Genomic DNA, 25,263 nt, shown 5'->3' with positions numbered 1-25,263 from the left:
TTCATAGTCGCCTGGCGACCCCGCCACCGGCGGATAGTCCACCTGGAATACCCTTCCGTTTGCATTGAGTGTTGCGCTCGGGACGCATGAACTCGCGGAATGATCGAACGGAGCCGTCGCGTCCCGAGGAACCAGTAGTGCCAGGCGAACATACGACCGGACGCCCGGCAGGACAATGGGCACCGTCGGCGCAATTGCCGGCGCGGGGGGCGAAAGGCCCACCTTGAGCGGGAAATCGAACGCGAGCGGCCTGAGACAACTGTCGAGAAGCTGGTTGTTCACGACGCAGTTCGTCGGCCGGACCTGCTCCAACAACCCGCTGGAGGCGGCAATCTCGTCCCGAGTGAAGACACGATCTGCGAGCTTGATGTAGTCGGTCGAGTTCAGGAATGTAGTAGCTAGGCTCGGCCAAATCGACCGTCTGAACCACGACCGCATCCGCCTCCGCTCCCAGTGCACCGCGGTAGACCACCTGCAGGCGAAGGTCCGTGGCATTGACCGGAATCGGATTGGCGAAGTTGAATACCAGCCGAATCGACTTCGATTGGCAATCCCCGCCCAGGGACGCATTGCAGGGCGGGATGCTCTGCGACGGAAGGGGGTCGGAGACCACGATGTCCTCGACGGCCGACGTCACGCAGTTGCCGTAGTACGTCTCGGGCAGCGTCCCGCTTCCCTCGACATATTCATTCGACAGGTCGGCTGAATAGCACGCGCCGTTGCGTCGGTACTTGGCTACTGCCACGACCGTGCCGCCGGGCATCGTCTGGGGTTGTGCCGCCTGTCCGACTCCCGAGGGCACGATGTCGGGCGTGCTGTTGGCCAGGTTCAGCTTGATCGTCTTGAAGCCGCAGGTGTCCTTGCAGTTCGAGGCGGAATCGCCGTGATCGATGAGACCAAAGACGCCCTCCGCCGGCGGGCCCACGAAGAGTTGGCCGCGGAAGAAGTAGTCGATGAGGCCGGCTGAGTAACCAACGGCACGGGGCACGAGCAATTTCGCTTGGTCGTCGTAGTTGTAGTAGTTGAGTGTGTAGCTTCCCCAGGTCGAGTTCCTTTGCTGCAGGAACTGGTCCCAGGCTCCGATCGCCGCCAGCTTCACGTTCGGCTCCGGAGCGCCGGTCACGTTGTCCAGCACCGCTCCCACGCGAAAGATGACACTGCCGGCAAGCGGTCTCTTGGCGCCGTCCCTGAGCTCGGGCTCGGAGATAATTGTGTAACCGAGGCCGCTGCCGGTCGGGTTGGGATGAGGATAGGCGGCCGCGGCGCCACTGTTGATATTGGTGCCTACGGAATAGAAGCCTGCGTTACTGTAGTTTGCGAGGCCCCGTCCATTCGCGTTTCCTCCCTGAACCGCCGTAGCGAAATAGTCGCTGTAGCTGTTGAAAGCCGGTTTCGCATATCCCTGGTACTCGAGCTGATCAGGGGCAATCCCGATTTCAAGAGTCGAGAGATCAACGCCCCCGATACCCTCCTTAAGGTAGACGAAGCTCTCCCGCAATGTGCGCGCCCGCAGGTGCTTTTCGAAATAGCTGTCGTGACCTCCCATACATCCGACGCCCGGTACGCAGGCGCGACCGGAATGGGCGTCGTTCCTCGTATGCTGTGGCTGCGCCATGTCCTGCAACAGGTGCGCCGCATCGCCAAGGGCACGAAACGTCGTCGCCCAGTAGGCCTTGCGCAACTCCTCCTTGCTGGCCGATTGCCAGTCCGAGGGCCACACGTCATCGCTCAGGCTTCCGCCGGCCCCGACCTTCTTCAGCGTGAGCGCACGCCACATGGCCTCCCGGGCATCCGAGACCTTGTAGTGGTTCTCCCTGTTGCCACCAAGAATCGGCTTCACGGTAGCGCCCGCTTGAATGGCCCAATCCACGGCGCGCGGTTGAGCGCTGAGTAGCGGAACCGTCAGTCTGGAATTCCCCCGTTTCCCCGGACACATCTGATGATGCCAAACTGGCAATTGGAGGTGTTCGATGGCAACGAAGCAAAGACGGAAGTTTACGGCCGAGTTCAAGCGCGAGGGAGTGAAACTCACACAGCAACCTGGACGATCGGTGTCGGCGGTTGCGCTGAGCTTGGCGTGGAGCGTTCGGTCCTGAAGGGGTGGGTGGACAACTTCGCGGCAGGTCGATACGAGAAGGACCGGGCATTGCCGTTGAAGGCTGCGCAGCAGCTGGAGAACGAGCAGCTTCGGCGAGAGTTGGCGAAAGTTCGAATGGAGCGCGACATTCTAAAAAAAGCGCTGGGCTACTTCGCGAAGGAACCAACGTGAGGTATGTGTTTGTAGCCCGCTATCGGCCGGTGTGGCCGACCCGGATGATGTGCCGCTTGCTCGAGGTGTCGTCGAGTGGGTTCTACGAGTGGCTTGGACGCTCGCCGAGCGTGCGCTCGATCGCCAACGCGGGCTTGCTGGTGCTGATCCGGGAAAGCTTCGCCTGGTCACCAGACCTACGGCTCGCCGCGGGTCTGGAAGGACATGGTCGTCGCAGGCCAATCCTGCAGCGAGAATCGGTGGCGCGACTGATGCGAGGGGCTGGCATGAGCGCGCAGCCCAAGCCGCGGCGCATGCCTACCGACATTGGATTGCGTCCGGAACACAGCATCGCACCGAACGTGTTGGAGCGAGACTTCGCCGCTGCTGCCCGAACCGGAAGTGGGCAGCCGATTTCACTACATCTGGACGGGCGAGGCTGGTTGTTCCTGGCCGTTGTGGTGGATCTGTTCAGCCGGCGCGTGGTCGGCTGGTCTATGCAACCCACCATGACCGCGCAACTGGTGCTGGACGCGTTGATAATGGCGCTGTGGCGACGCGGCAAACCTTCGGAGCTTTTGCACCATTCCGACCAGGGCAGCCAATACACCAGCGAGGACTTCCAGCGCCTGCTGTCGGCCGAGGGCATCACCTGCAGCATGAGCAAGCGCGGCGACTGTTGGGACAACTCCGCGGTCGAGGCTTCTTCGCCTCGCTCAAAAGGAACGTGTCTATCGCAGGACGTACGCCACGCGCGAAGTCGCGCGCGCCGACATCTTCGACTACATCGAAGTGTTCTACAATTCCCGGCGCCGACATTCGACGCTTGGGCAGGTCAGCCCGATGGAGTTCGAACGTACTCATGCGGGCTTAGCGTAGTGTCCGGAGAAGCGGGGGAATTCCAGTCCACGGTCGATCTGGGGATCGAAGAAGTGACCGAAGACTCGATCAAAGATTCCACCGGGTTCGTCTCCACCAGGTGTTTCCAGCGTGTTGTCGTCCTCACGAATCGCCCCGCGCATGAACCAGCCTGTGATCGTAAACTGATCGGGGATAGTGAGTTGCGTGATGTTCTTAAATGACAGCGTTCGTATCATTTCAGCCTCGATTGAAAGGCTGTCGCGTGCCCGAACGTCGGCTCCCATGTCGATGTATCTAGTTCCAAGGCCGGGATAGCGACCCGCAAAGTCCGGCGTAAAGTCGAACAACCCGAGTCGCTTCAGCACAATGCTTGCATTGGGATCCCGCGTGAAACTCGAACTCGCCATAGCCTCCGATGTCATTGCGCCATGGGTGTGTTGATCAAATGCATATGCGACTTGCCCCGCAGCGACGCAAGCAATCTCAAGAACAACCAGCGAAAGCACTCTTATCTTGTTCATGTCAGTCTGTCTCTGGTGAATGATCACGGGAATACGTCCTGGCATGGCCGCCAAGAGCTTCACTTGACTGTTTCCACCCTCGGCGAGGGCTTGGCCGGTGCCACCTCGGGGCGCGATTCAAGATCTCGAATCATTCCCTCAACCGCTCTTATGCTCTGCTTGTCCGCATTGAGTCGCACGCACTCGCTCAACTCGATCTTGAGGAACTCGACCCCCGCCGCCGCATCCTGCTTCGTCTCGGCGTGATTGCAGTACACGTCCCCCGATCCGAAGCGATATTCCGGCTTGGCGGGGTTTTGCGGAATCAAGGGTAGATCGCGCCCCGTGTAGGCCTCGCGCCCCTGCTTCTTTCTCACCTCCGGCGAGGGCACTACGGGCCTGTCACTGTAGTAACCAGGCTTGATCGCGTTCACGGAAAGCGGGCTGTCGCCGTCCAGCTTCTCCACCGGGAAGTGGAATGTCCCGTCCTTTCCCGTGTACATCCCACGCGTCTTCACGCACCAGATGTCCATGGCCGCCGGTCCGACGATGCTCTTGTAGTACAGCGCGACCACGTAGGCGCCCTCGATCGGCTGCTTCGTCGTGGTGTCATATACCGTTCCGGTGAGTTCGAAATCGGGTTTGCCGAAGGAAAGAGGTGATCCCCCGCTGGCTCTCGCATCGCCGGCAAGGGCAATTGAGGCGGCCAGCAGGACGGCCAGGCAGGACAAGATTCTGTGCAGCTTCATGATCTGATTCCTTTTTGATGGCTCGCGCGCGCGCCGAATTACATCGACTCGATTCTCCAGATCCCGTCTTCCCCGCGCATCAGGTAGACCGGGAACACGGAGGTGCTTGCATTCGCGTCGCGGGAGAGGATCAACTCTGCCCGGGAATGGGAGAACGAAATACTCTTGACGCTTCCCAGTTGGTTGGCGATCGACGGCAAGTCAGTGCCGAGCTTATCGAAGACATCCTGGTAGGTCGCCTTGGCATGTCCGAAGAAGAGATTGAGCGCCGTGGCGTTGGTTCCCGCCTTGAGCCGGTTGACCATGTCCGAGAATGCGCCCTTCACCAGATCGTACTTGTCCGCCGGGTCCACGATGTGCACCTGCTTCGTGGTCGTGTAGATCACAGTGCCGGAGGCATCCTTGAACGTGATCCTCGGCCTCACCGTCCCGGCCGTGCTGTAGGTCGCCTGCACCCCCGCAGGCGGAATACCGGTTGTGGTGAGATCCACCGTCCCGTTGCCGTCCACGTCGAACTCGATCGTGGCCACCGGAGTGCCCCCTCCGCTCACGGACAACGTCACCGTATGCGGCGCAATCCCGTCGGGCTCGTCCACGTTCACGGAAAAGGGTGCCGTAGCGCCACTGCTGTTGATGGTGATCACCTGGCTCGCCGTGTCCCCGTCCTGCGTGGTCACCGTGAGCGTGATCGTATTGGCCCCCGCACTCAAGGGCACCTCGTTCAGGGCAAACTCCCCTGCCGTGCCCACGGTCGCGAGCATCCCGTTCACCGTCACCCCGGAGTTGGCAGGAGCGGTGATGGTGCCGTTCACCAGCATCGTCTTCTCGTTCACCGTCGAGCCGTCCAGGCCCGGCGCGGCCGCAATGGCAAGTGCCGGCGGAGGCGGGGGACCGGCGGCCACCGTCAAGCTCACCGGGGCGGAGGTGGCCGTGGCCGCTCGGCTGTCCGTCGCCTTGGCGGTGATCGCGTAGGTGCCGGCCGCCACGTTGGTCCAGGTGAAGGCGAAGGGTGCGGCATTCGCGGATCCCACGAGTGCCGCGCCATTGAAGTACTCCACCTTCGCGATCGTCGCCGTCCCCGCGGCCGTGGCGGTGGCGGCGAGCGCGATGGTGGCGGGCGAGGTGAAGGTGGCGCCGTCCGCAGGCGTGGTGATCGAAACCACGGGCGGCTGCGGCGCACTCACCGTCACCGAGACAGGAGCGGAGAGCGTGAGGCCCCCCGCGCTGTCGGTGGCGAGCGCCATGAGCGAGTAGGCCCCCGGCTGCGTGTTCGTCCACGGGGCCGTGTACGGGCTGGCATTCGCCACCGCCACCACGTTCGCCCCCGCGTAGAAGCTCACGCTCGAAATCGTCTTGCCGGAGGCGGGCGAGGCGGTGGCCGTCATCGAAACGGTCTCGGGCGAGATGAAGCTCGCCCCGGTGAGCGGCGCGGTGATCGCCACGCCCGTGGGCGGGGTGGCACTCGAGCCATTCACGACGAAGCGCACTGCCGGCGTGGTCGTGGTGTGGCCCTGGTTGTCCTGCGTGGTGGCGAAGATCGTGTAGACGCCCGGGGCCAGGGCCGGCAGGTTCCAGACCTGGTAGGCCGTGGGGCTGGCGACGTTCCAATAGACGTAACTGCCGCCGAGGTAGATCGTCACCCGCGTAAGTGTGTTGCCGGGCGCGGCGTTCGCGTTCACGGTGACGGTGCCGCTCGTCCAGGTGTTTCCGGAATTGGTGACGAAGGCGGCGCCGTCGGCAATTCCCGACATGCCGAGCGTGGGCGGCGTGAGCGGATCGGTGAGGCTCAGCACGACGGCCTCCGAGGCGCTCGGGTTGTTGTGCGCATCGCCCGCGTACGAGGCGGTGAGCGAGTGCGCGCCGCCCGCGAGCGTGGATGTGACGAGCTGCGCGGTGGTGCCGCTGACCGCGCCCGTGCCGAGCGTCGACGCGCCGTCGCGGAAGGTGACCGTGCCCGTGGGCGCATTGCCCGTGACGGTCGCGGTCATCGTCGTCGCGGCGCCCACGGCGCCGGGATTCGGCGCGACGGCGAGCAGGGTCGTCGTGTCCTTCGTTTCATTGATCTTGGTGACGAACGCGCTGATGCCCGCCGTTGAGCCAAGCGTCGCCTGGAAAGCCCCCGCCGTCGTCGGGAAGTCCGACTTGTTCGTCATCCCCGTCACGTAGGCGGAGCCGATGGAATCGATCGCGATGCCGGTCGCGAGGGGGCTCCCGGGACCGTTGAGCGGGGGGGCCGCGGTGGTTTCCCCGCCCAGCAATGTCGAGAAGGCGAGCGACGTTCCGCCCGGCGTGAGCTTGGCCGCGAAGAGATCGGCGCCGCTCAGGCTGCTGCCCGAGAACGTGGATTGCAGCGGTTTCACGAGCGGAATCTGGTTCGATGTCGTGGTTCCGGCAATCCACGCGCTGCCGGCCGGGTCCACCGCGATCGCCAGGCCACGGGTATCGGCGGCGGTGCAGTTGACCGTATTGCAGTTGCCGCCGCCGATGCGCGAGAAGTAGCCCAGGCTTCCCCCGCTCGCGTTCAACCGGGCGATGAACGCGTGCAGGTTGCCGGGAAGGTTCACGTTGTTGTTGAACGACGTGAATGGCGCAGTGAAGTTCGGGATCGCCGTCTTGTCGGTCACCATGCCGGTGACATAGGCATTCCCGGCCGCATCGACCGCGAGGCCGAAGGGATAGGTGAGCCCCGCCGTGCCGAGGTAGGTGCCGTAGACGAGCGCGGTGCCGCCCGGATTGATCTTGCTCACGAACCCGGTGGTGCGGCTCGTCTCCGAGGGATTGGGGCGTGTCGTCTGGAACGCGCCTGCGGTGACGGGCAGGTCGCTGGAATAAGTGATCCCGGCCACATAGGCGTTGCCGGAGGCATCGACCGCGATTGCCTGTGCTTCGTCGGACGGCGAATACCCCGAACCGCCGACCAGGAATTCGTAGGTCGTCGACGCGCCGGCCGCGTCGAGCTTCCACACAATACGGCCGCCCGTTATGTAGGCGCTTCCGGCTGAATCCACTGCGATGGCCTCCAGGCCCACGGGAACATGGGTCGAGTACACGAACCCGGTGCCGTCCGTATTGAGCTTTGCCGTGAACCCGCCCGGCGAGCCGGGATAGACGGGCACGACGTTCCAGCTTCCCGGCGTCGTCGGGAAGTCCGTGGCATTGGTGGTGCCCGCGACGAAGGCATGCCCCGACGCATCCACCGCGATGGCCGTGGCCTCCGTGTTCTGGGAGTAGGGAAAGCCGTCGCCGAGATCGACGATGGTGCCGGTGAGGTAGGTCGAGTAGAGCAGCGCGGTTCCGGCCTGGTTGAGCTTCGAGACGAAGCCCATCTGGCCCTCGGTGATGGCCGCGCGGCGAAGCGCGCCCGCGGTGGTCGGGAAATCCGTCGCGTAGGTCCAGCCGGCGATGAATGCCTCGCCGCAGCGGCTGAGCGCAATGGCGTTCGCGCCGGAACCGTTGTCGGTGCCGCCCGCGAAGGTCGAATAGACGAGGACGGGGTCGATCACCAGCGCGTGCCGCGGGTCGTACTTGCCGACCGCGAAGGACACCTGGTTGCCGGCGAGCTTGTAGCGCGCTTCCACCGGGCGACGCTCGCCGTCGAAGTCCTGGTAGGCGACGGGCTTCTTCTGGACGAGATTGCCGAGGGGTGTCTCGAGGATCAGGTCGCCGTCACGATCAAGGGAAACCCGTTCCGCCCCTTCGAGGGCGAAGCGGATGGCCCGCGGGTTCGCCCCCGGCGCCACGATGAGGTCGTACTCGAGGTGACCCTGGGTGCCGTAGAACACCTGGTCGATGCCGCGATAGAGGCCTTCGTAGCGCACCTTGGCGAAATGCGGCACGTTGGTGCGCCACGACGCCGGATCGCGGCCGACGAGGTAGTTGCTGCGATTGCCTGCCGGCTCGAGCCCCACGACGGCAGGTCGGGGATTGGCGCCGAGGAAGCGCATGCGCACGGCAACGCTTTCGGCGCGGGAGATCTTCGCAATCCGTGCCCCCGGAAGTGATTTCTCGTGCTCGATGCGCTGCAGCGCGAGGACGCTCTCCGATGGCGTGAGGAAGAGCTGGTACCCGAGCCCGCGCACCTGGAAGCGCACGTCCGCATGGGCCTGCCCCGCGTTCGCCTCGAACGTCATCGGCAGCTTGTCCAGCAACGCGAGCTTGGTGGCAGTTTCAGCCGCGCTGAGCGGCGGCGCGGTCGCGCAACTGTCGGCGCCGTCGACGGAGGCGAACGCCGGTATCGAAACGGAGGAGGCTCCGGTGCTGTCGATCGCCTTGGCCGTTATCGAATAGCCGCCCGAAGGCACGCTGGTCCAGTTGAAGGTGAATGGCGGCGTGGGCGCAGTTCCCAGCAACGTCGCCCCCTGATAGAACTCCACCCGGCTTATCGTGGCTGGCGCGGCAGCACTGGCCGTGGCGGCGATGGGTACTGCTGCGGGCGCCGTATATGGGGCACCCGTGGTGGGTGACGTGATGGAGACCGTCGGCGGCTGATGAGGCACCGACACGACCACGGCCACCGGTGCCGAGGTGGTTGCGGAGCCCTTGTTGTCCGTGGCCCTGGCGGTCAGCGTGTAGTTGCCCGCGGCGACCCCGGTCCACGTGTAGGCGTAGGGCGAAGTCGTGTCGGTGTTCAGCAGCGTCGCGCCGTTGAAGAACTCGACCTTGCTGATCGTGGCGCCGCTTCCCGGCGTCGCCGTGGCCGCGAGCGATATGCTGGCCGGCGGCGAAAACGTCGCGTTGTTCGCGGGGGAAGCAAGGCTCACCGTGGGCGGCGGCGGCGCGGTGACGGTGATGGTTCTCGGCGCGGAGACCGTGGTGAGGCCCCTGCTGTCGGTGGCCTTGGCGGTAAGGGTGTACGTTCCCCCGGTGACGCCGGTCCACGCGTAGGAGTAGGGCGAAGTCGTGTCGGCGTTCAGCAGCGTCGAGCCGTTGAAGAACTCCACCTTGTTGATCGTGGCCCCCGTGGCGGCCGTCGCCGTCGCCGAAATGGTGACGCTCGCGATGGCCGCGAACGTGGCGTTGTTGGCAGGCGCGGTGAGGCTGACGGTCGGCGGCGCGGGATTCGTCACCGTCACGGCAACGGCAGTCGATGTCTTCACGCCGCCGGAGTTGTCGGTGGCCTTGACGGTAAGGGAGTACGTCCCCGCCGCGACGCCGGCCCAGGCGAAGGAATAGGGCGAAGCCGTGTCGGTGTTGAGAAGCGTCGTGCCGCTGAAGAACTCGACCTTCGCGATCGTTCCATCGGTATCGGTCGCGTTCGCGGAAATCGTGATGCCCGCCGGTGCCGAGAAGGTGGCGTTGTTCGCGGGGGCGGTGATGCTCACCGTGGGCAGCACGTTGGTGCTCACCGTGATCGAGCGCGCCGTGGAAGTCTTCGTCGACGTATCGCTCGCCGTGGCCTTGGCCGTCAGCGAATAGCTGCCGATGGCGGCGTTGGTCCAGATGTAGGTATAGGGAGACGCGGTGACCGTGCCGATGAGCGTCGTGCCGCGGAAGAACTCGACTTTGCTGATCGTCGTGCCCGCAGCCGGTGTCGCCGTCGCGGTAAGCGTGACAGTGGCCGGAGCGCCAAATTTGGCTCCGGCGGCGGGCGACGACAGGGATACCGTCGGCGCCCCCTGGACGGCGAGCGCGGCCGCCCCCAAGGTCAGGGCAAGGAAAACGCGGGCACAGAAATCACGGGCCTTCATGGGCTGTCCTCAGGCTTCGACGGGGAACCCGGACCTTCGAACGGGCCGGGTGGGTGACTTGGCGGCAAGCGACTCAGAAATTGATGATAGTAAATTGTTAAACCGTACAAGCTTAACACATAGGCATACATTCCCGCAAGCGGGGGCAGCCGCCCGTTCGAACCGGACCTCGCAAGGCGGGGCCAAACGAAGCCGGGCGCCCGCCTGTGCCAGAATCGGGGATCATGTGCCGCGCCCTCCTCTACCTCGGCGAGCCCGTCCTGCTGGACGACCTGCTCTACCAGCCCGATTCCGCGCTGGTGCGGCAGAGCTACATGCCCAAGATGCTGCACATGCTGAACCTTGCGGGATTCGGCCTGCGCGCGTGGGACCGGCAGTCCCGGGAGCCGGACAGGCCCTGGTCCTACACCTCGACGGCGCTGCCCGTCTTCGACCGCAACCTCAAGGGCCTCGCGGAAAAGGTCGAGGCCTCCTCGGTGCTCGCCCACGTGCGCGGCGTGGCCTACAGCACGGCCGTGGACATTTCGCTCGCGAATGTCCATCCGTTCCAGTTCCCCGGTTCGCCGATCGCGATGGCGCACAACGGCGACCTCGCCCGGTTCGCCGAGCTCAAGCCCGCGCTGGCGGCCCACGTGCCCCCCGTCCTCTCGCGTTACATCCGCGGCACCACCGACAGCGAGTGGATCTACGCGCTCATCCTCTCCGGGCTTCGCAACCCCTTCGCCGTTCCTGCGGGCGACGAGCTGGTCGACGCCATCGCGCGGGCGCTGGCCATCATCCGCCAGGAGCGCGGGAAGCTGGGCATCGACCATTCCTCTTCCGTGAACCTCTTCGTCGCCGACGGCACGCAGGTGGCGGCGGTGCGCTACTGCTTCGATTTCGGCCGCTATGCCACCGACGATCCGGCGCGCCTGCACGAGGCGAACCTCAGCTTCCTGAGCCTGTGGTACACGCTGGGCCGTGACTATGGCCTGCACGATGGCGAGTGGAAGATGACCGGCGGCGCCGAGGCCGCCAATTCGATCCTCATCGCCTCCGAGCCGCTCACGCGCGACGTGGCCTCGTGGGTCGAGGTGCCGGAGTATTCCGTGCTGCACGCGGGCGTTCGCGACGGCCGGCCGACCGCAACGCTTCGCTACCTCGACTGAACTTACGCCGGGGCTGCGCCGCGTTCGGCCCAGAGTTGCGCCGCGCCGGCCGCCTCGAAATGCGCAGCCTGGCTTGCGCACGCCGCCAGCCGCTCGTGGGTGGCCAGCCGCGTGAGGGCGCGGTTGGTGCGGCCGAGGGATTCCAGCAGGCTGCGCTGCACGGCGGCGCGAAGGCGCGATGACGACGGCCCTTCGCCGAAGTAGAGGGTGCGGAAGGCCTGCGCGGGTATCTCGAGAACGGTCGATGATTCGCGTGCCCAGGCGTGCGTGCCGTGCGGCGTTCCGAGCAGCACGCCCATGAATCCGAGCGGCTTTCCGGGCCCGAGGACGGCGACGCGGCGCTCGCGACCATCCACGGGGCGCACGACCTCCACCGCGCCTCGCACCACGATGAACACCGCATCCGCGGCGCCGCCGGGCGCGTGCAGCATCGCACCGCGCGGAAGTTCCAGGACACGGGCCGCGGCGACCACCTCGTCGATCTCCTCGGCGGGAAAATGGTCGAAGAACGCGAGGCGCGGAAGGAATGCAGCGAGGTCGTAAGTCCCCCGCCGCGACCTTTCGATGTCCGCCAGGGGATGCTCCGCGGCCGTAGCGGCGCGCGCGGGACGATCCTCGTGAGAGGCGAGCGCAACCATCCGCACGTTCACGGCGCGAAGCCTTTCCGCCAGCACCAGCGTCACGGCGTGCTGCAGTTCCCGGGCGGCGCGGTGGCGCTGGGTCACCACGGCGCGGAAATCCTCGAAGGCGAGGAACCAGCCGTCCACATGGTCCGTCGCAACCACCGTGGCGGTGCAGGTCCCGGCTTCGATGAGGGCCATCTCGCCGAAGATGTCTCCGCTCGCAAGCCGGGCGACCACGATGCACTCGCCGCCGGGCGCGGGGACGCGGGCCTCGACTTCACCCTCGCGCAGGATGAAAGCGCCACGGGCGGCGTCGCCGTGACGCACGAGTGTCGCGCCCTTCACGAACGAGACGGGGCGGGCGGAGGCGAGGAGCAGCTCGCGCGCTTCGGGTGCCAGCAACTGCAGGAATGATTGCGGCATGGCCCTCTCCCCCAATCCCTCTCCCCAAGGAAGCGGGGAGCCTTCTAGAGGACAGACTTGAGGAGCTTGGCCATCTCGGCGGGGTTTCGCGTCACCTTGATGCCGCACTCCTCCATCACCGCGAGCTTTTCCTGCGCGGTGCCCTTGCCTCCGGAGATGATGGCGCCCGCGTGGCCCATGCGCTTGCCGGGAGGGGCGGTGACGCCTGCGATGAAGCCCACGACGGGCTTCTTCATGTTCGCCTTCACCCAGCGCGCGCAGTCCTCCTCGTCGGAGCCGCCGATCTCGCCGATCATGATGACGGCGTCGGTGTCGGGATCGTCGTTGAAGAGCCTGAGGATGTCGATGTGCTTGAGCCCGTTCACCGGGTCGCCGCCGATGCCCACCGCCGAGGACTGCCCGAGCCCCAGCGCCGTGAGCTGGCCGACGGCTTCGTACGTGAGCGTGCCCGAGCGCGACACCACGCCGATGCGGCCCTTCTTGTGGATGTGGCCGGGCATGATGCCGATCTTGATCTCGTCGGGCGTGATCGTGCCGGGGCAGTTCGGCCCCAGGAGCAGCGTCTTCTTCCCGCGCATCCTGTCGCGCGTGCGGATCATGTCGCGCACCGGGATGCCCTCGGTGATGCAGATCACGAGGTCGAGGTCGGCGTCGACCGCCTCGTCGATGGCCGCGGCCGCGAAGGGCGGCGGCACGTAGATCACGGAGACGGTGGCGCCCGTGGCGGCTTTCGCGTCCTTCACCGTGCCGTAGATGGGGATGCCCTCGAAGTCCTCGCCCGCCTTCTTCGGGTTCACGCCGGCCACGAAGCAGTTTTTCCCGTTGGCGTAGTCGCGGCACATCTTGGTGTGGAACTGGCCGGTCTTGCCGGTGATGCCCTGCGTGATGACCCTGGTGTCCCTGTCGATGAGGATGCTCATGTCGTCTTCCCTGTCAGCCCTTGGTGGCGGCGACGGCTTTCTGCGCCGCGTCGCCCATGTCGGATGCCGAGATGATCGGCAGCCCCGAATCGGCGAGGATCTTCTTGCCGAGGTCCACGTTGGTGCCCTCGAGGCGCACGACGAGCGGCACTTTGAGCGAGACCTCCTTCGCCGCGGTGACCACGCCGGTGGCGATCGTGTCGCACTTCATGATGCCGCCGAAGATATTGACGAGGATCGCCTTCACCTTGTCGTTCTTGAGCATGATCTTGAACGCCTCCGTCACCTTCTCCGCCGTCGCGCCGCCGCCGACGTCGAGGAAGTTGGCCGGCGTGCCGCCGTAGAGCTTGATCGTGTCCATCGTCGCCATGGCGAGCCCGGCGCCGTTCACGAGGCAGCCGATGTTGCCGTCGAGCGAGATGTAGGTCAGGTCGAACTTCGAGGCCTCGACTTCCGCGGGATCCTCTTCGTCCAGGTCGCGGTAGGCGACGATATCGGGGTGGCGGAAGAGCGCGTTGGAGTCGAAGTTGAGCTTGGCGTCCAGGGCGATCACCTTGCCGTCCCCGGTGAGGATCAGCGGATTCACCTCGGCCAGCGAGCAGTCGCACTCGTCGAAGACCCGGTACAGGTTCTTCAGGAGGTCCCGCGCCTGGGCGACGGAGCCTTCGGGCACGCCGATCTTGCGGGCGATGTCCTCGGCTTCCGCGTCCTTGAGCCCGGTCTTGGGGTCGATCGCCACGCGGTGGATCTTCTCCGGCGTGTGCGCCGCGACTTCCTCGATATCCATGCCGCCTTCGCTCGAGGCCATGAGCGTGGCGCGCTGCGTGACCCGGTCGACGACGAGAGCCACGTAGAGCTCCTTCTTGATGTCGGCCCCCTCCTCGATGAGCAGGCGCCGCACCTTGCGGCCTTCCGGGCCCGTCTGATGCGTGACGAGCGTCATGCCGAGGATCTTCCCGGCAAGCTCCTTCACCTCGGCCGGGGACTTGGCGACCTTCACGCCGCCGCCCTTGCCGCGCCCGCCGGCGTGGATCTGGGCCTTGACCACCCAGACCTTGCCACCGAGGGTTTCGGCGGCCTTCACCGCCTCATCGACCGAGAACGCCGGAATGCCGCGCGGCGTGGGCACGCCGAATTTCCGGAAGATTTCCTTGCCCTGGTATTCGTGGATGTTCATGGACGTGGGGGGCGGATTGGAGAGCCCGGCCATTCTAGCAGCCGGGTTTGCGGGGAATGCTTGATGCGGGTCAGCAACCGGCCGATGGCCGTCAATGCTGTTCCGGAGTTCCTGCCTCGACGACGGCCGCGGCGCCGCGGTACCACTTCGGGTAGAACCGGCCGACCACGGGGCTGCGGCTATCCAGCGCGTGGCACCGGTCGAGCTGCGGAGGCTTGCGGTCGGTGGGGATCAGCCCCTGGCCGGCGAAGGTCTGGAAGGTGACCGTCGCCAGCGCGCCGGCCAGCTCCGTGATGTGCGTGCAGCCGCGCACGCCGCCGAGGAGTTCCTTCACGCGGCGCAGGTACCCGGGCCCGATGCAAAGGCCGATGAGCTTCGCGTAAGCGGGCGTGATGCCGTCGCAGTGGCCCGGGTAGGGCATGGCCTCGGTGCAGGCTTCAGCGTCCACGATTCGAAGCTCGCGATCGACGGTAATCCGCAGCCACATGCCGTGCACCGGCTGGCGCGGCTCGAGCACCCGGCCGCCCACCTTGAACTCGATGTCCTTGGCGTCCACCAGGTGCCCCTCGATGTCGAAGAGTCCGTCGTCGCGCTTGTAGCCGGTGATCTCGACACTGCGGCGATGCAGCGGCACCCGTCTGGCGCGGGGCTCCGAAAGCGTCATCAGACGGCGCCCTTTCGCGCCTGGCGGATGGCCTCCGCGAACTCCTGGCCCGTCTGGTAGCGCTTCTCGAAGTCCTTGGCGAGCGCCTTGTCGATGATGGCGTCGATCCAGGCAGGCAGGCCCGGGTTGTAGTCGTGGATGTTCGGGTGCGGGTTGCTCGCAATGGCGAACATGAGCTGCGTCATCGACTCGCCCTCGAACGGCAGGCGCCCGGCGAGCATCTGGTAGAGCGTGACGCCCAGGGAAAAGAGGTCGGAGCGGCCATCGATCTTCTTGCCCGCGAGCTGCTCCGGAGACATGTAGGACGGCGTGCCCAGCACCATGCCCGTCTTGGTCTTCGACGAGTCGGTGATGCGCGCGATGCCGAAGTCGGTCACCTTGGCCGTGTCGCTTTCCGGCTCGTACATGATGTTGGCGGGCTTGATGTCGCGGTGCACCACGCCCATCGTGTGCGCGTAGCTCAGCGCGTCGGCCACGCGCTCGACGATGGACAGGACCTTGTCGGGCGGCAGCAGGTTGGGCTGCTTCACATAGGGCACGAGGTCCTTGCCCTTGAGGAATTCCATGGCGATGTAGGCGAGGTCGTGCTCCTCGCCCGCGTCGTAGATCGTGACGATGTGGGGATGCTGGAGGCGGCCGGCCGTCTCCGCCTCGCGGAAGAAGCGTTCCTTGGCCTCGGTCAGCTCGTCGCCCTCGAACTCGGAGGAAAGCGCCATCGTCTTGATGGCCACGGTGCGGCCGATCTTGGGGTCCTTGCCGAGGTACACCACGCCCATGGCGCCCTTGCCCAGCTCCTTCTCGACCTGGTAGCGGCCGAGCATGGGCTTCTCGGCCTGCCCGCCCTGCAGCACCATGGTCGCGTTCGTGGAGCGCGCGCCGGAGGAGCCGCCCAGGATGATCGTCTCGCTCATCGCCTTGTTGCGCTGCATTCGATCGGCCACGTCCTTGAACTTGGGATCGGACTTGTGGATGAAGCCGAACACCGACTCCGCCTTGTTGAACTGGCGGCGGCGCTCGAAGTCGAGCGCGAGCGCGTACAGGTTCTCGCCCAGTTGCTCGTCGTACGGGCACTTGCGGAACTTGTCGAAGGCCATGTCGAGCTGGCCCTGCTGCTGGAAGGCGAGGCCCAGCATCCGGTTCGATTCCGCGCCTTCGCTGTCGGCTTTCTCCTTGCCGCGCTCCGTGACGAGAAAGCGCTTGGTGGTAAGGAGCAGGTGCCCGACCACGAGCAGGGTGGCGGGCAGCATGAGCTGCAGCCACAGCCCCGCGCCCGTCATGAGCCCCAGGTGCGCGCCGAAAAGCGCCGCGAAAAGGGCCGCGGTGAGAACCGCGCCCATGCCGGCGCCCACCCGCGGCAGCAGCACGATGAGGTAGGCCGCAACGAGCAGGTACACGGCGATCGTCGCGTACAGGCCCCACGTGGGCGCCACGAAGAAATGCTCCTGCAGCAGGGAGGACACGGAGTGCGCGAGCGTCGTGACCGGGTTCATCTGCGCGGAGATCGGCGTCACCTGGTTGGCGCCGATGCCGGCGGCGACCGCCCCGATGAGCACGATCTTGTCGGCGTACTTCGTCGCGGGAATCTTGCCCGTGTAGACGTCGAAGAACGAATCGACCGGGAAGGCCGCCCGCCCGTCGCGGTCCTTGTAGAAGTACGTGAACATCTTGGCCTGCTCGTCGGTGCGGACCACCTTGCTGCCGAGCGCCACGCTCTCGCCCAGGTTCACCTTGATGTCCTTGGGCCCGAGGTTGAGACTCTTCGCCGCGATCACGAGCGCCAGCGAAGGAAACTGCTGGCCGTAGTAGTCGATGACGAGCGGCTCGCTGCGGATCGCGCCGTCAGCCGGATCGGGCGTGGAATTGAGGTGGCCGATGGCGGCCACGTTGGCGCCGATCTGCTCGATGGGCACGATGATCGAGGCGCCGTAGATCAGGGACCCGTGCGATTGCGAGGCTCCGCTGATTGCGTTGCGCGCCACATATTCCGGGAGCGGCTTGTCCGGCTTGCCCGGGGGGGGCGAGCCCATGATCTCGTCGAACATCAACGGCACGACGACATTGCCCGCCTTCTTCACGCTGGCGGCCAGGCGGATGTCGTTGTTGAGCGAGACGGAGGCCTCCTTCAGGAGCTTTCCGATCTCGGCCACGTCGCCGGCGGGCTGGGCAACCTGCGCCGCGGGCGTGGCCGCGCCGATGGTCCCGACGCCGGGCGCCTCCTGCGGCGCCGCGCCAGGGTAGGCCTTGTCGTAGATCTCGAGCATCTTCTCGACGTAGGCAAGGCCCGGATCGATCTGGGGCTCGAAGAAGAACACCGTGTTGCCGATCACCTTCGCCTTCGCGGCGGAGAGCTGGTCGATCAGCTTCGCGTGCACCTCGCGCGGCCACGGCCAGCGGCCGATATTGGCGATCGACTGCTCGTCGATGGCAATCACGGCGATCTTGTCGCTCGGGGTCTTGGAGGTCATCTTCACGCCGAGGTCGTACGCCCAGCGTTCCAGGCCCGGGATCAGGTTCGACGTGGAGTTGAAGACGAGAATGGCGACGGCGATGACGGCGCCGAGGAACCAGTCGGCCTTCCAGAATTGGCTCTTCATGGATTCTCCCTAGTTCTTGCGCAACGCCCGGGCGGTGAGCTGCCGGTGGCGGGCTCTCCAAGTGCCGGAATCTTACACGGTGTCGGTCACGGGTGTCTGACTCCGCGGGCCCCATGGGATCGCCCCGGTAGTGCCCGGCACGCGTGCCGGGCACCGTGGCCAGTCACGCGCCGACGTCGACCTCGGTGCCCAGGCCCTTCGCCCGGGCCATCTTCGCGAGTTCGGCGGCGATGATGAGGTCCTGGATGGCCATGCCCTGCGACTCGAACAGGGTGACCTGGTCGGGGCGGGTGCGGCCGGGCCGCGTGCCGTTCATCACTTCACCGATCTCGACGAACTGGCCGGCGTGAACCCGTCCTTTCTCGAGGGCCGGCAGGAGGTCACCGGCTTCCTTGATCGCCGTGGGGCGAGAATCGACCACGATGGGCGAGCACTTGCGCACCGTCGCCTCGTCGATTTCCTGGCGCAGCAGCGAATTGGAGCCGGCGGCATTGATATGCGTGCCGGGCTCGACCCACTCGCCGTCGAACACCGGCGTGGCCGACGTCGTGACGGTGACGACGATGTCGCTGCCCCGCACCGCCTGCTCCGCGGATTGCGCGGGAACGATCCCCACGCCCAGCTTTGCGCTCATGCGCGCGCAGAACGCCGCAAGCTTGTCCGCCTTGCGCGAGTAGACCTTCACGAGTTCGAGGCTCCTCACCCGGGCCAGCGCTTCGATCTGCCCCTGCGCCTGCCATCCGGACCCGAACAAACCGACGACCTTCGCCTCGGGCCGGGCCAGGTATTTCGCCGCCACGCCGCCGGCCGCGCCCGTGCGGGTCATGCCGAGGAAGTTCGCTTCCACGATGGCGTCGAGGTTGCCGCGCTCCGCATTGAAGGCATACACGATGAAGCGGATCCCCTCGCGGCTGGAGGTGTAGGCCTTGTAGCCGAATACGCCGGCCGAGGGCACCGCGCCCTGCAGGATGTGCAGGGCGGTCTTCGGCAGTCGCGTGCGCTCGCGCGGCACGTCGATCGCGTTGCCGGCGGAATACTCCTTGTGGACCCGCTCGATCAGGTCGATCGCAAGCGGCATCGTGAGCAGTTGCTCGACGTCCTTTTCCTTCAGCAGCAGGGCCATGGCGTGGGTCGCGTTGACAGTGACGGTTTCGGAAAGGGTGATTGTAGCAACCGGACGGCTTCGCCATGAGCCCTCCGGGCCTGCGCCTTGCCGGGGAACGCGAAGCAAGCCTGATGCCTGGCGGCGGGAGGCCCGCGCGCCCAGTACAGCCGTTGTTCAGCCTCCCCGAGAAAATGCCGTCCGCACTGCTTTTCTCCCGCAGGTATAAGATGTCCAATTCCTGAAAGGATCAGCCATGTCACGAATTGAAAAGGACTTCCTCGGCGAGAAGGAGCTTCCCGACGACGCCTACTACGGCGTCCAGACCCAGCGAGGCAAGGACAACTTCCACATCACCGGCATCCCGATGTCGACGGAGCCGAATTTCGTCAAGGCGTTCGGGTACGTGAAGAAGGCCGCGGCGATGGCCAACCGGGATCTCAAGGTCCTCGACGCCGTGGTGGCCGACGCCATCATCAACGCCTGCGACAAGCTGATCGCCGGTGAATACCGCGACCAGTTCGTGACCGACTTCATCCAGGGCGGCGCGGGCACCTCGACCAACATGAACGCGAACGAGGTGATCGCCAACCTCGCGCTCGAGCACCTGGGCCAGAAGAAGGGCCAGTACCAGCTGGTCAACCCGAACGACCACGTGAACTTCGGGCAGTCGACCAACGACATCTACCCGACGGCCTTCCGCCTCGCGCTGATCCTGCGGCTGGGCAGCTACATGGAAGCGCTTCGCCGCCTGCAGGACGCGTTCTTCGCCAAGGCGAAGGAGTTCGACAAGGTCATCAAGATGGGCCGCACGCACCTGCAGGACGCGGTGCCGATGTCGCTCGGCTCCGAGTTCCACGGCTGGGGGACCACCATCGGAGAGGAAGTGCAGCGCATCGCCGAGGTCCGGCAGTTCCTGCACGAGATCAACCTCGGGGCGACGGCGATCGGCACGTCGGTCACGGCCGCGCCCGGGTATCCGGAGCTGGCGACGAAGTACCTGTCCGAGATCACGGGGACGACGTTCATCCTGGCCGGCGACCTGGTCGAGGCCACCTCCGACACGGGGGCGTACGTGCTGCTCTCCGGCGTGCTCAAGCGCACCTCGTCCAAGCTCACGAAGATCTGCAACGACCTGCGCCTGCTCGCCTCGGGGCCGCGCTGCGGCTTCAACGAGATCAACCTGCCCCAGATGCAGCCGGGCTCCTCGATCATGCCGGGCAAGGTCAATCCCGTGATTCCGGAGGTGGTGAACCAGACCGGCTTCCTCGTGATCGGCCTGGACCTGACGGTCACGCTCGCCGCCTCCGCCGGGCAGTTGCAGCTCAACGTCATGGAGCCGGTCATCACCTTTGCGCTCTTCACCTCCATCTCGACGATGGAGAACGCGGTGAACAGCCTGCGCGTGAACTGCATCCAGGGAATCACCGCGAACGCCGAGCGCACCCGCGAGATGGTCCTCAATTCGCTGGGGATCGTGACGGCGCTCAAGACGACCCTGGGCTACAAGCAGTGCGCCGAGCTTGCGCGCGAGGGCTACGAGACGGGCAAGAGCCTGCACGACATCGTGGTGAAGGAGAAGAAGCTTCTCACGCAGGAGAAGTGGGACGAGGTGTTCGCCTTCGAGAACCTGATCAACCCCAGGTTTGAGCAATAACCCCGGCCGCGGGCCATTTCCACAAGGGAGCAGAGAGATCATGACACTGTCGATATTCATGCAATTCGTCGTCATGCTTGCGGCGATCTGGATGGGCTCGCGCTACAGCGGCGTGGGCCTGGGCCTGTGGGGCGCGGTGGGCCTGCTCGTTCTCGTGGTTGCTTTCGGGGTGAATCCGACCTCGCCGCCCATCGACGTGATGCTGATCATCCTGGCGGTGATCATGGCCGCCTCGGTCATGGATGCGGCCGGCGGCATCGATTTCCTGGTGCGCATTGCCGAGCGGATCATCCGCGCGAACCCGAAGTACGTGACGATCGTGGCGCCGCTGACCACGTGGAGCTTCACTTTCGTGGCGGGCACGGGGCATATCGTGTATCCCCTGCTGCCCGTGATCTTCGAGACGGCGCACCAGAACGGCATCCGTCCGGAGCGCCCGATGGCGATTGCCACCATCGCCTCGCAGCAGGCCATCACCGCAAGTCCCGTGGCGGCTGCAACGGCAGCGATGATCGGGCTCTTCTCGGAGAAGGGCCTGACGGAATGGGGCCTGCCGCAGATCCTCATGGTGTGCGTCCCGGCCACTCTCACCGGCGTGATCGCGGGCGCGGTCATCTCGATGTTCCTGGGCAAGGACCTGAAGGACGACCCGGAGTATCAGGCGCGGCTCAAGGCCGGGCAGATCCCGGCGCCCAAGGGGGCCGGTGAGCGAGCGCCCCTGAAGCCGGCGGCCAAGGCGTCGGCGTTCGTCTTTCTCACGGGCGTGGCGCTCGTGGTGCTGTTCGGCTTCTTCCCCGAGCTTCGCAAGCTGCCCGGGGCGAAGAGCGCGCTGGGCATGCCGATCGTGATCGAGATCCTGATGCTATCGGTGGCGGCGACCATGCTGCTCGTCACGAAGATCGATGTCGACGAGGTTCCCAAGACGGCCACCCTGCGGGCCGGCGTGGTTGCGGTCATCGGGATCTTCGGGCTTGCGTGGCTGGGTGACAGCTTCATCGCGGCCAACAAGGATGTCATCGTGACCTCGATCGGCGACATGGCGAAGGCTGCGCCGTGGACCTTCGCCTTCGGGCTCTTCTTCGCCTCGGTGTTCCTCTACAGCCAGGCGGCGACGACGCGCGCGCTGATGCCGCTGGGCATGGCCTTGGGCATCCCGCCGCAGTTCCTCATCGCGATGTTCCCGTCGGTCAACGGCTACTTCTTCATCCCGACCTACGGCTCGCTCATCGCGGCGATCAACTTCGACCTTTCGGGGACGACGAAGATCGGCAGGTACGTGCTCAATCATTCCTTCATGATCCCGGGGATTGTCGCAACGTCCGTCGCGGTCGCCACCGGCCTGGTGATTGCCAAGGCGCTTTTCTGAGCGCAGGCGGCGGAACTCGCTCCGGCGGCGGGGAACGACGATGAACTCGAAGCTGACGACGTGGATCCTTGTCGCGGCGGTCGCGGGCATCGCTGCCGGCTGGGCCGGAAATGCCTTCTCGCCCGACGCGGCCGCGGCCGCGTCGCTGGCGGGATACCTGTCCATCCTCTCGGACATCTTTCTGCGCCTCATCAAGATGATCATCGCGCCACTGGTCTTTGCGACGGTGGTGTCGGGAATCGCGGGCATGGGGGATGCGAAGTCGGTGGGGCGCATCGGGGGAAAGGCGCTCCTGTGGTTCATCACCGCCTCCCTCGTTTCGCTCCTGCTGGGCATGTTCTTCGCCAACCTGTTCCACCCGGGCCAGGATCTCGGGCTCCCCCTGCCCGACAAGGATGCGGCGACCAGCCTGAAGACGGGTGGGATGGGGCTCAAGGAGTTCATCACGCACGTCTTCCCGTCGAGCTTCTTCCAGGCGATGGCGACAAACGAGATCCTCCAGATCCTCGTGTTCTCGTGCTTCTTCGGTTTCGCCATCGCTTCAGTCAAGAACGAGTCCACGGCCGCCGTCACCGCGTTCGTGACCGAGTTGGTGCCGGTCATGCTCAAAGTCACGGATTTCGTGATGTGGGCCGCGCCCGCCGGCGTCTTCGGGGCGATCGCCTCGGCCATCACGGTGCAGGGCATCGGCGTTCTCGCCACCTACGGCAGGCTTATCGGATCGTTCTACGCGGCGCTTCTCGTGCTCTGGATTGTGCTCATCGGCGCGGGATTCCTCGCCCTCGGGCCCCGGGTATTCCGCCTGATGGGGCTGGTGAAGGAGCCGCTGATGGTGGCCTTCTCCACCGCCAGCAGCGAGGCGGCCTACCCGAAACTCATGGAACAGCTGCACCGGTTCGGCGTGAACGACCGGGTGACCTCCTTCGTGCTGCCGCTTGGCTATTCGTTCAACCTGGACGGCTCCATGGTCTACCAGTCCTTCGCGGCGCTGTTCATCGCGCAGGCCTACGGCATCGATATGTCGTTCGGTCAACAGGTCACGATGCTGCTCGTGATGATGGTGAGCAGCAAAGGGGTGGCCGGCGTTCCGCGAGCCTCGCTCGTGGTCGTGGCCGCCGTCCTTCCCACGTTCGGGCTGCCGGAGGCGGGACTGCTGCTGATCATGGGGATCGACCAGTTTCTCGACATGGGGCGGACGGCCACCAACGTGATCGGCAACAGCATCGCGACCTCGGTCGTGGCGAAGTGGGAGGGGCAGCTCGGCCCACCGCTCGAGGATGCGGGAGCCGGCACAGGGGAGAGTCTCCCGCAACCCGCGGCCTGACTGGAAGGAACCGCTGATGGCGAGGCGAGGCGCAAGGCAGGTGGCGAGCGTATGCATCGTCGCCATCTTGCTGTTCGCGGCGGCAGGCGCGCGCGCGCAACCCCTCGACGAGCCGCCTGCCGGGGCGCTCACGGGCATACTCAAGCGCATCAAGGAGACGGGGGTCGTGCGTCTCGGCTACCGCGAGCATGCCGTCCCCTTCTCGTTCGCCGGATCTGACGGGCGGCCCCATGGTTACTCGATCGACCTGTGCCACGCCATCGTGGAGGACATCGCAGCGGCGGCCGGTGCGGTGCTGCTTCGAGTCGAGTACAGGAAGGTGACGCCATCCGACCGCTTCGAGCAGGTCGTGGAGGGACGCATCGACCTGGAGTGCGGCACGACAACCGCGAATGCCGAGCGCCGCCGGCTGGTGGAGTTCTCGCCGCTCGTCTTCGTGACGGGCACCCGGCTCCTCGTGAAGCGCGGCGCAGCGGTGCGTTCCTTGCGGGATCTGCCCGGCCGCAAGGTGGTGGTCGCGCGCGGCACGACCAACGAGGAGGCCATGCACCGGCTTGCCGAAGGCCGGGGCCGCGGGATGACCGTCGTGGTCGCGGAGAATTTCGAGCGGGCCCTGGCGCAGCTCGCGTCCAGTGAGGTCGACGCACTCGCGGCGGACGACATTCTCATCGCCGGCCTGCTCGCGCAGAAGGGCCTGCGGGGACAGTACGCCGCGGTCGGCGAACTGCTTTCCTTCGAGACCTACGGGATCATGTTCGCGCGGGCAGACGCGCCGCTTGCCGGTGCCGTGCAGGCTGCATTCCGGCGCCTGGCGGTCACGCGCGAGTTGCGCTGGATTTACGACAAGTGGTTCCGGCGAACCCTTCCTTCCGGACTGCGCTTCGACGTGCCCATGAGCCCCGCGCTCGAGCGCTCGTTCGAGATGCTCGGCCTTCCGCCGAACTAGCGTTCCACCCTCGCTGCACGTCCGGATGAAACGCCGGTCTCAGCGCCGGCCGCCTCGGGACCTCGCCGCAGGGCGCGGCATGGGCGTCGGCCGAGGGGGGGTGGGGGTGGCGATCGGATGCGCAGGCCGCACTGGAGGTGGATTGGCGATGGGATGTTCCGGGCGCGGGGGCGGCGGGCCGATGTCGACGGGAGGACCGGCGCAGCACCCGCCCCAGTACCAGGGATCGGCGTAGTAGTCATAGGCGTCGCCATAGAAGCCGGCGCCGGCGGTTCCATCGGTCGCGCATCCCGTGCCGAGCAGGGCAATGGCCGCAAACAGCGCGGCGATCCATCGCGGGTTCGCGCGTGCGCGTGACTTCGCTTGCGGCGTCACCGAACGGGTCCTTCCGCTTTTTCGCGGGGAAGCCAATCGACCACCCCCACGACGCCGCCATTGGGATCGGCGATCACCGCGAGATTTCCGTCGAGCAGGTCGGCGCGAGGCTCCACGACCACCTTTCCTCCCGCGGCCAATGCCCGCTTCAGCGTTCCGTGCACGTCATCAACGAGGATGTAGGGCAGCCACCCGGGGCCGAACGTGTCCGGCCGGAGCGCCACGATGCCGGCGCGCGCGATCCCTTCGGTCGCAAGGACCCGCCGCTTGCGGCCGGCCAGGGCATCGCTCTCGCTCACCTCGTAACCGGCGATCCCGGAATAGAACGCCGATGCCCTCGACGGATCCGTGGTGAACAGATCCAGCCAGAACACCTCGCCATCGTCCACCGCATTGTCCGGCGGGTCTCCGTCAACCGCGGCGAGCACGCCGAACACCGCACCCTGGGGATCGCGGAAGAGGGCGTGGGTGCCCCGCCCCGGCACCGTGACCGGCGCGAGGACCACCTCGCCCCCGCGCTGCCGAACTTCACTTGCTGTCTTTGCCACGTCGCGGACGGCCATGAGCGAGAGCCAGCGCGAACCAACCGGGGCGCGGGGCGGCCGCGCATGGAAGAACAATCCGCCCACCTTGCCGCCGGCGTGCTCGATGATCATGTAGGAGGACGGCCCGCCGTCCGTCTGGCGAAAGCGCCAGCCGAACACGGCGCCGTAAAACTTGCGCGCGCCCGCCGGGTCGTCGGTCGCCAGGTCGAACCAGATGAACTTTCCGGGATGGAAGTGCCCCGCCTGGCCGTCGGGGCCCAGCGGCGAGGCATGGGAAAACGCACTCGCCACGGCAAGCAACACCACGATTGCCACGCGCAATTTCATCTTTGGAAGGACCCTTTCCCCGTCGTT

Annotated in this window: 16 protein-coding genes and 1 pseudogene; 6 read left to right on the top strand and 11 right to left on the bottom strand. The window is 66.0% G+C overall.

Annotation, left to right across the window (positions count from 1 at the left end; genetic code table 11):
• Position 1: 1 nt before the first annotated feature.
• A complete protein-coding gene (locus IPP91_12540) occupies positions 2–1,840 on the bottom strand; it encodes a hypothetical protein (protein MBL0142897.1) in 1,839 nt (612 codons plus the stop codon).
• Between the two features lie 130 nt (positions 1,841–1,970).
• On the opposite strand from IPP91_12540, the pseudogene IPP91_12535 reads away from it, so the two are divergent.
• Positions 1,971–3,127: pseudogene (locus tag IPP91_12535) on the top strand (IS3 family transposase).
• Here the strand turns inward: IPP91_12535 and IPP91_12530 are convergent.
• From IPP91_12530 to IPP91_12520, 3 genes are read right to left on the bottom strand one after another with little or no spacing between them, the layout of a single operon-like run.
• Positions 3,109–3,630, bottom strand: coding sequence for a hypothetical protein (locus IPP91_12530; protein ID MBL0142896.1), 522 nt, complete (start codon positions 3,628–3,630; stop codon positions 3,109–3,111). The pseudogene IPP91_12535 and the gene IPP91_12530 sit on opposite strands and share 19 nt — an antisense overlap.
• 59 nt (positions 3,631–3,689) lie before the next feature.
• Positions 3,690–4,358, bottom strand: coding sequence for a hypothetical protein (locus tag IPP91_12525; GenBank protein MBL0142895.1), 669 nt, complete (start codon positions 4,356–4,358; stop codon positions 3,690–3,692).
• Between the two features lie 38 nt (positions 4,359–4,396).
• Positions 4,397–10,045, bottom strand: coding sequence for an SBBP repeat-containing protein (locus tag IPP91_12520; protein MBL0142894.1), 5,649 nt, complete (start codon positions 10,043–10,045; stop codon positions 4,397–4,399).
• 224 nt (positions 10,046–10,269) lie between these two features.
• Between IPP91_12520 and IPP91_12515 the strand changes: the two genes are divergently transcribed.
• Positions 10,270–11,193 carry a class II glutamine amidotransferase gene (locus IPP91_12515; protein MBL0142893.1) on the top strand — a complete coding sequence of 308 codons (924 nt, stop codon included), beginning with the start codon at positions 10,270–10,272 and terminating at the stop codon, positions 11,191–11,193.
• Between the two features lie 2 nt (positions 11,194–11,195).
• Here IPP91_12515 and IPP91_12510 read toward each other — a convergent pair whose 3' ends face one another.
• The 6 genes from IPP91_12510 to IPP91_12485 form a co-directional block, all read right to left on the bottom strand.
• Positions 11,196–12,239, bottom strand: coding sequence for a cyclic nucleotide-binding domain-containing protein (locus IPP91_12510; protein ID MBL0142892.1), 1,044 nt, complete (start codon positions 12,237–12,239; stop codon positions 11,196–11,198).
• Positions 12,240–12,283: 44 nt separating this feature from the next.
• Positions 12,284–13,159, bottom strand: coding sequence for a succinate--CoA ligase subunit alpha (sucD, locus tag IPP91_12505; protein MBL0142891.1), 876 nt, complete (start codon positions 13,157–13,159; stop codon positions 12,284–12,286).
• A gap of 13 nt (positions 13,160–13,172) precedes the next feature.
• The gene (gene sucC / locus IPP91_12500) at positions 13,173–14,336 is read right to left on the bottom strand and encodes an ADP-forming succinate--CoA ligase subunit beta (protein ID MBL0142890.1); all 1,164 of its coding nucleotides are present in this window, start codon (positions 14,334–14,336) and stop codon (positions 13,173–13,175) included.
• Between the two features lie 91 nt (positions 14,337–14,427).
• Positions 14,428–15,000 (bottom strand): DUF2889 domain-containing protein, encoded by a 573-nt coding sequence (locus IPP91_12495; GenBank protein MBL0142889.1) that lies wholly within the window; start codon positions 14,998–15,000, stop codon positions 14,428–14,430.
• The gene (locus tag IPP91_12490; protein ID MBL0142888.1) at positions 15,000–17,594 is read right to left on the bottom strand and encodes a CHASE2 domain-containing protein; all 2,595 of its coding nucleotides are present in this window, start codon (positions 17,592–17,594) and stop codon (positions 15,000–15,002) included. Before IPP91_12490 ends, IPP91_12495 begins: the two co-directional genes overlap by 1 nt.
• A gap of 163 nt (positions 17,595–17,757) precedes the next feature.
• Complete coding sequence (locus IPP91_12485; GenBank protein MBL0142887.1) at positions 17,758–18,717, bottom strand: ornithine cyclodeaminase family protein; 960 nt, start codon at positions 18,715–18,717, stop codon at positions 17,758–17,760.
• 235 nt (positions 18,718–18,952) lie between these two features.
• Between IPP91_12485 and IPP91_12480 the strand changes: the two genes are divergently transcribed.
• The 4 genes from IPP91_12480 to IPP91_12465 are packed head-to-tail and all read left to right on the top strand — an operon-like array spanning position 18,953 to position 23,989.
• Positions 18,953–20,353: an aspartate ammonia-lyase gene (locus IPP91_12480; protein ID MBL0142886.1), complete on the top strand. Its 1,401-nt coding sequence runs from the start codon at positions 18,953–18,955 to the stop codon at positions 20,351–20,353.
• Positions 20,354–20,393: 40 nt separating this feature from the next.
• On the top strand, positions 20,394–21,719 hold the full coding sequence (locus IPP91_12475; protein MBL0142885.1) for an anaerobic C4-dicarboxylate transporter: 1,326 nt from the start codon (positions 20,394–20,396) through the stop codon (positions 21,717–21,719).
• Between the two features lie 40 nt (positions 21,720–21,759).
• Positions 21,760–23,043, top strand: coding sequence for a dicarboxylate/amino acid:cation symporter (locus IPP91_12470; protein ID MBL0142884.1), 1,284 nt, complete (start codon positions 21,760–21,762; stop codon positions 23,041–23,043).
• A 16-nt stretch (positions 23,044–23,059) separates the two neighbouring features.
• Positions 23,060–23,989 carry an amino acid ABC transporter substrate-binding protein gene (locus IPP91_12465; protein MBL0142883.1) on the top strand — a complete coding sequence of 310 codons (930 nt, stop codon included), beginning with the start codon at positions 23,060–23,062 and terminating at the stop codon, positions 23,987–23,989.
• Positions 23,990–24,360: 371 nt separating this feature from the next.
• Here IPP91_12465 and IPP91_12460 read toward each other — a convergent pair whose 3' ends face one another.
• Positions 24,361–25,236 carry a VOC family protein gene (locus IPP91_12460; GenBank protein MBL0142882.1) on the bottom strand — a complete coding sequence of 292 codons (876 nt, stop codon included), beginning with the start codon at positions 25,234–25,236 and terminating at the stop codon, positions 24,361–24,363.
• Positions 25,237–25,263: the final 27 nt, after the last annotated feature.

It is taken from the genome of Betaproteobacteria bacterium (assembly GCA_016720855.1).
Lineage (GTDB): Bacteria > Pseudomonadota > Gammaproteobacteria > Burkholderiales > Usitatibacteraceae > FEB-7.
This window is presented reverse-complemented; position numbering and strand designations above follow the sequence as displayed.

What these genes read in the sequence shown, in the direction of transcription:
- IPP91_12475 (MBL0142885.1), top strand. Translation starts at nt 20,394, where the DNA reads ATGACACTGTCGATATTCATGCAATTCGTCGTCATGCTTGCGGCGATC.
- IPP91_12460 (MBL0142882.1), bottom strand. Translation starts at nt 25,236, where the DNA reads ATGAAATTGCGCGTGGCAATCGTGGTGTTGCTTGCCGTGGCGAGTGCG.
- IPP91_12485 (MBL0142887.1), bottom strand. Translation starts at nt 18,717, where the DNA reads ATGGCCCTGCTGCTGAAGGAAAAGGACGTCGAGCAACTGCTCACGATG.
- sucC (MBL0142890.1), bottom strand. Translation starts at nt 14,336, where the DNA reads ATGAACATCCACGAATACCAGGGCAAGGAAATCTTCCGGAAATTCGGC.
- IPP91_12520 (MBL0142894.1), bottom strand. Translation starts at nt 10,045, where the DNA reads ATGAAGGCCCGTGATTTCTGTGCCCGCGTTTTCCTTGCCCTGACCTTG.
- IPP91_12515 (MBL0142893.1), top strand. Translation starts at nt 10,270, where the DNA reads ATGTGCCGCGCCCTCCTCTACCTCGGCGAGCCCGTCCTGCTGGACGAC.
- IPP91_12480 (MBL0142886.1), top strand. Translation starts at nt 18,953, where the DNA reads ATGTCACGAATTGAAAAGGACTTCCTCGGCGAGAAGGAGCTTCCCGAC.
- IPP91_12495 (MBL0142889.1), bottom strand. Translation starts at nt 15,000, where the DNA reads ATGACGCTTTCGGAGCCCCGCGCCAGACGGGTGCCGCTGCATCGCCGC.
- IPP91_12490 (MBL0142888.1), bottom strand. Translation starts at nt 17,594, where the DNA reads ATGAAGAGCCAATTCTGGAAGGCCGACTGGTTCCTCGGCGCCGTCATC.
- IPP91_12470 (MBL0142884.1), top strand. Translation starts at nt 21,760, where the DNA reads ATGAACTCGAAGCTGACGACGTGGATCCTTGTCGCGGCGGTCGCGGGC.
- IPP91_12525 (MBL0142895.1), bottom strand. Translation starts at nt 4,358, where the DNA reads ATGAAGCTGCACAGAATCTTGTCCTGCCTGGCCGTCCTGCTGGCCGCC.
- sucD (MBL0142891.1), bottom strand. Translation starts at nt 13,159, where the DNA reads ATGAGCATCCTCATCGACAGGGACACCAGGGTCATCACGCAGGGCATC.
- IPP91_12510 (MBL0142892.1), bottom strand. Translation starts at nt 12,239, where the DNA reads ATGCCGCAATCATTCCTGCAGTTGCTGGCACCCGAAGCGCGCGAGCTG.
- IPP91_12530 (MBL0142896.1), bottom strand. Translation starts at nt 3,630, where the DNA reads ATGAACAAGATAAGAGTGCTTTCGCTGGTTGTTCTTGAGATTGCTTGC.
- IPP91_12465 (MBL0142883.1), top strand. Translation starts at nt 23,060, where the DNA reads ATGGCGAGGCGAGGCGCAAGGCAGGTGGCGAGCGTATGCATCGTCGCC.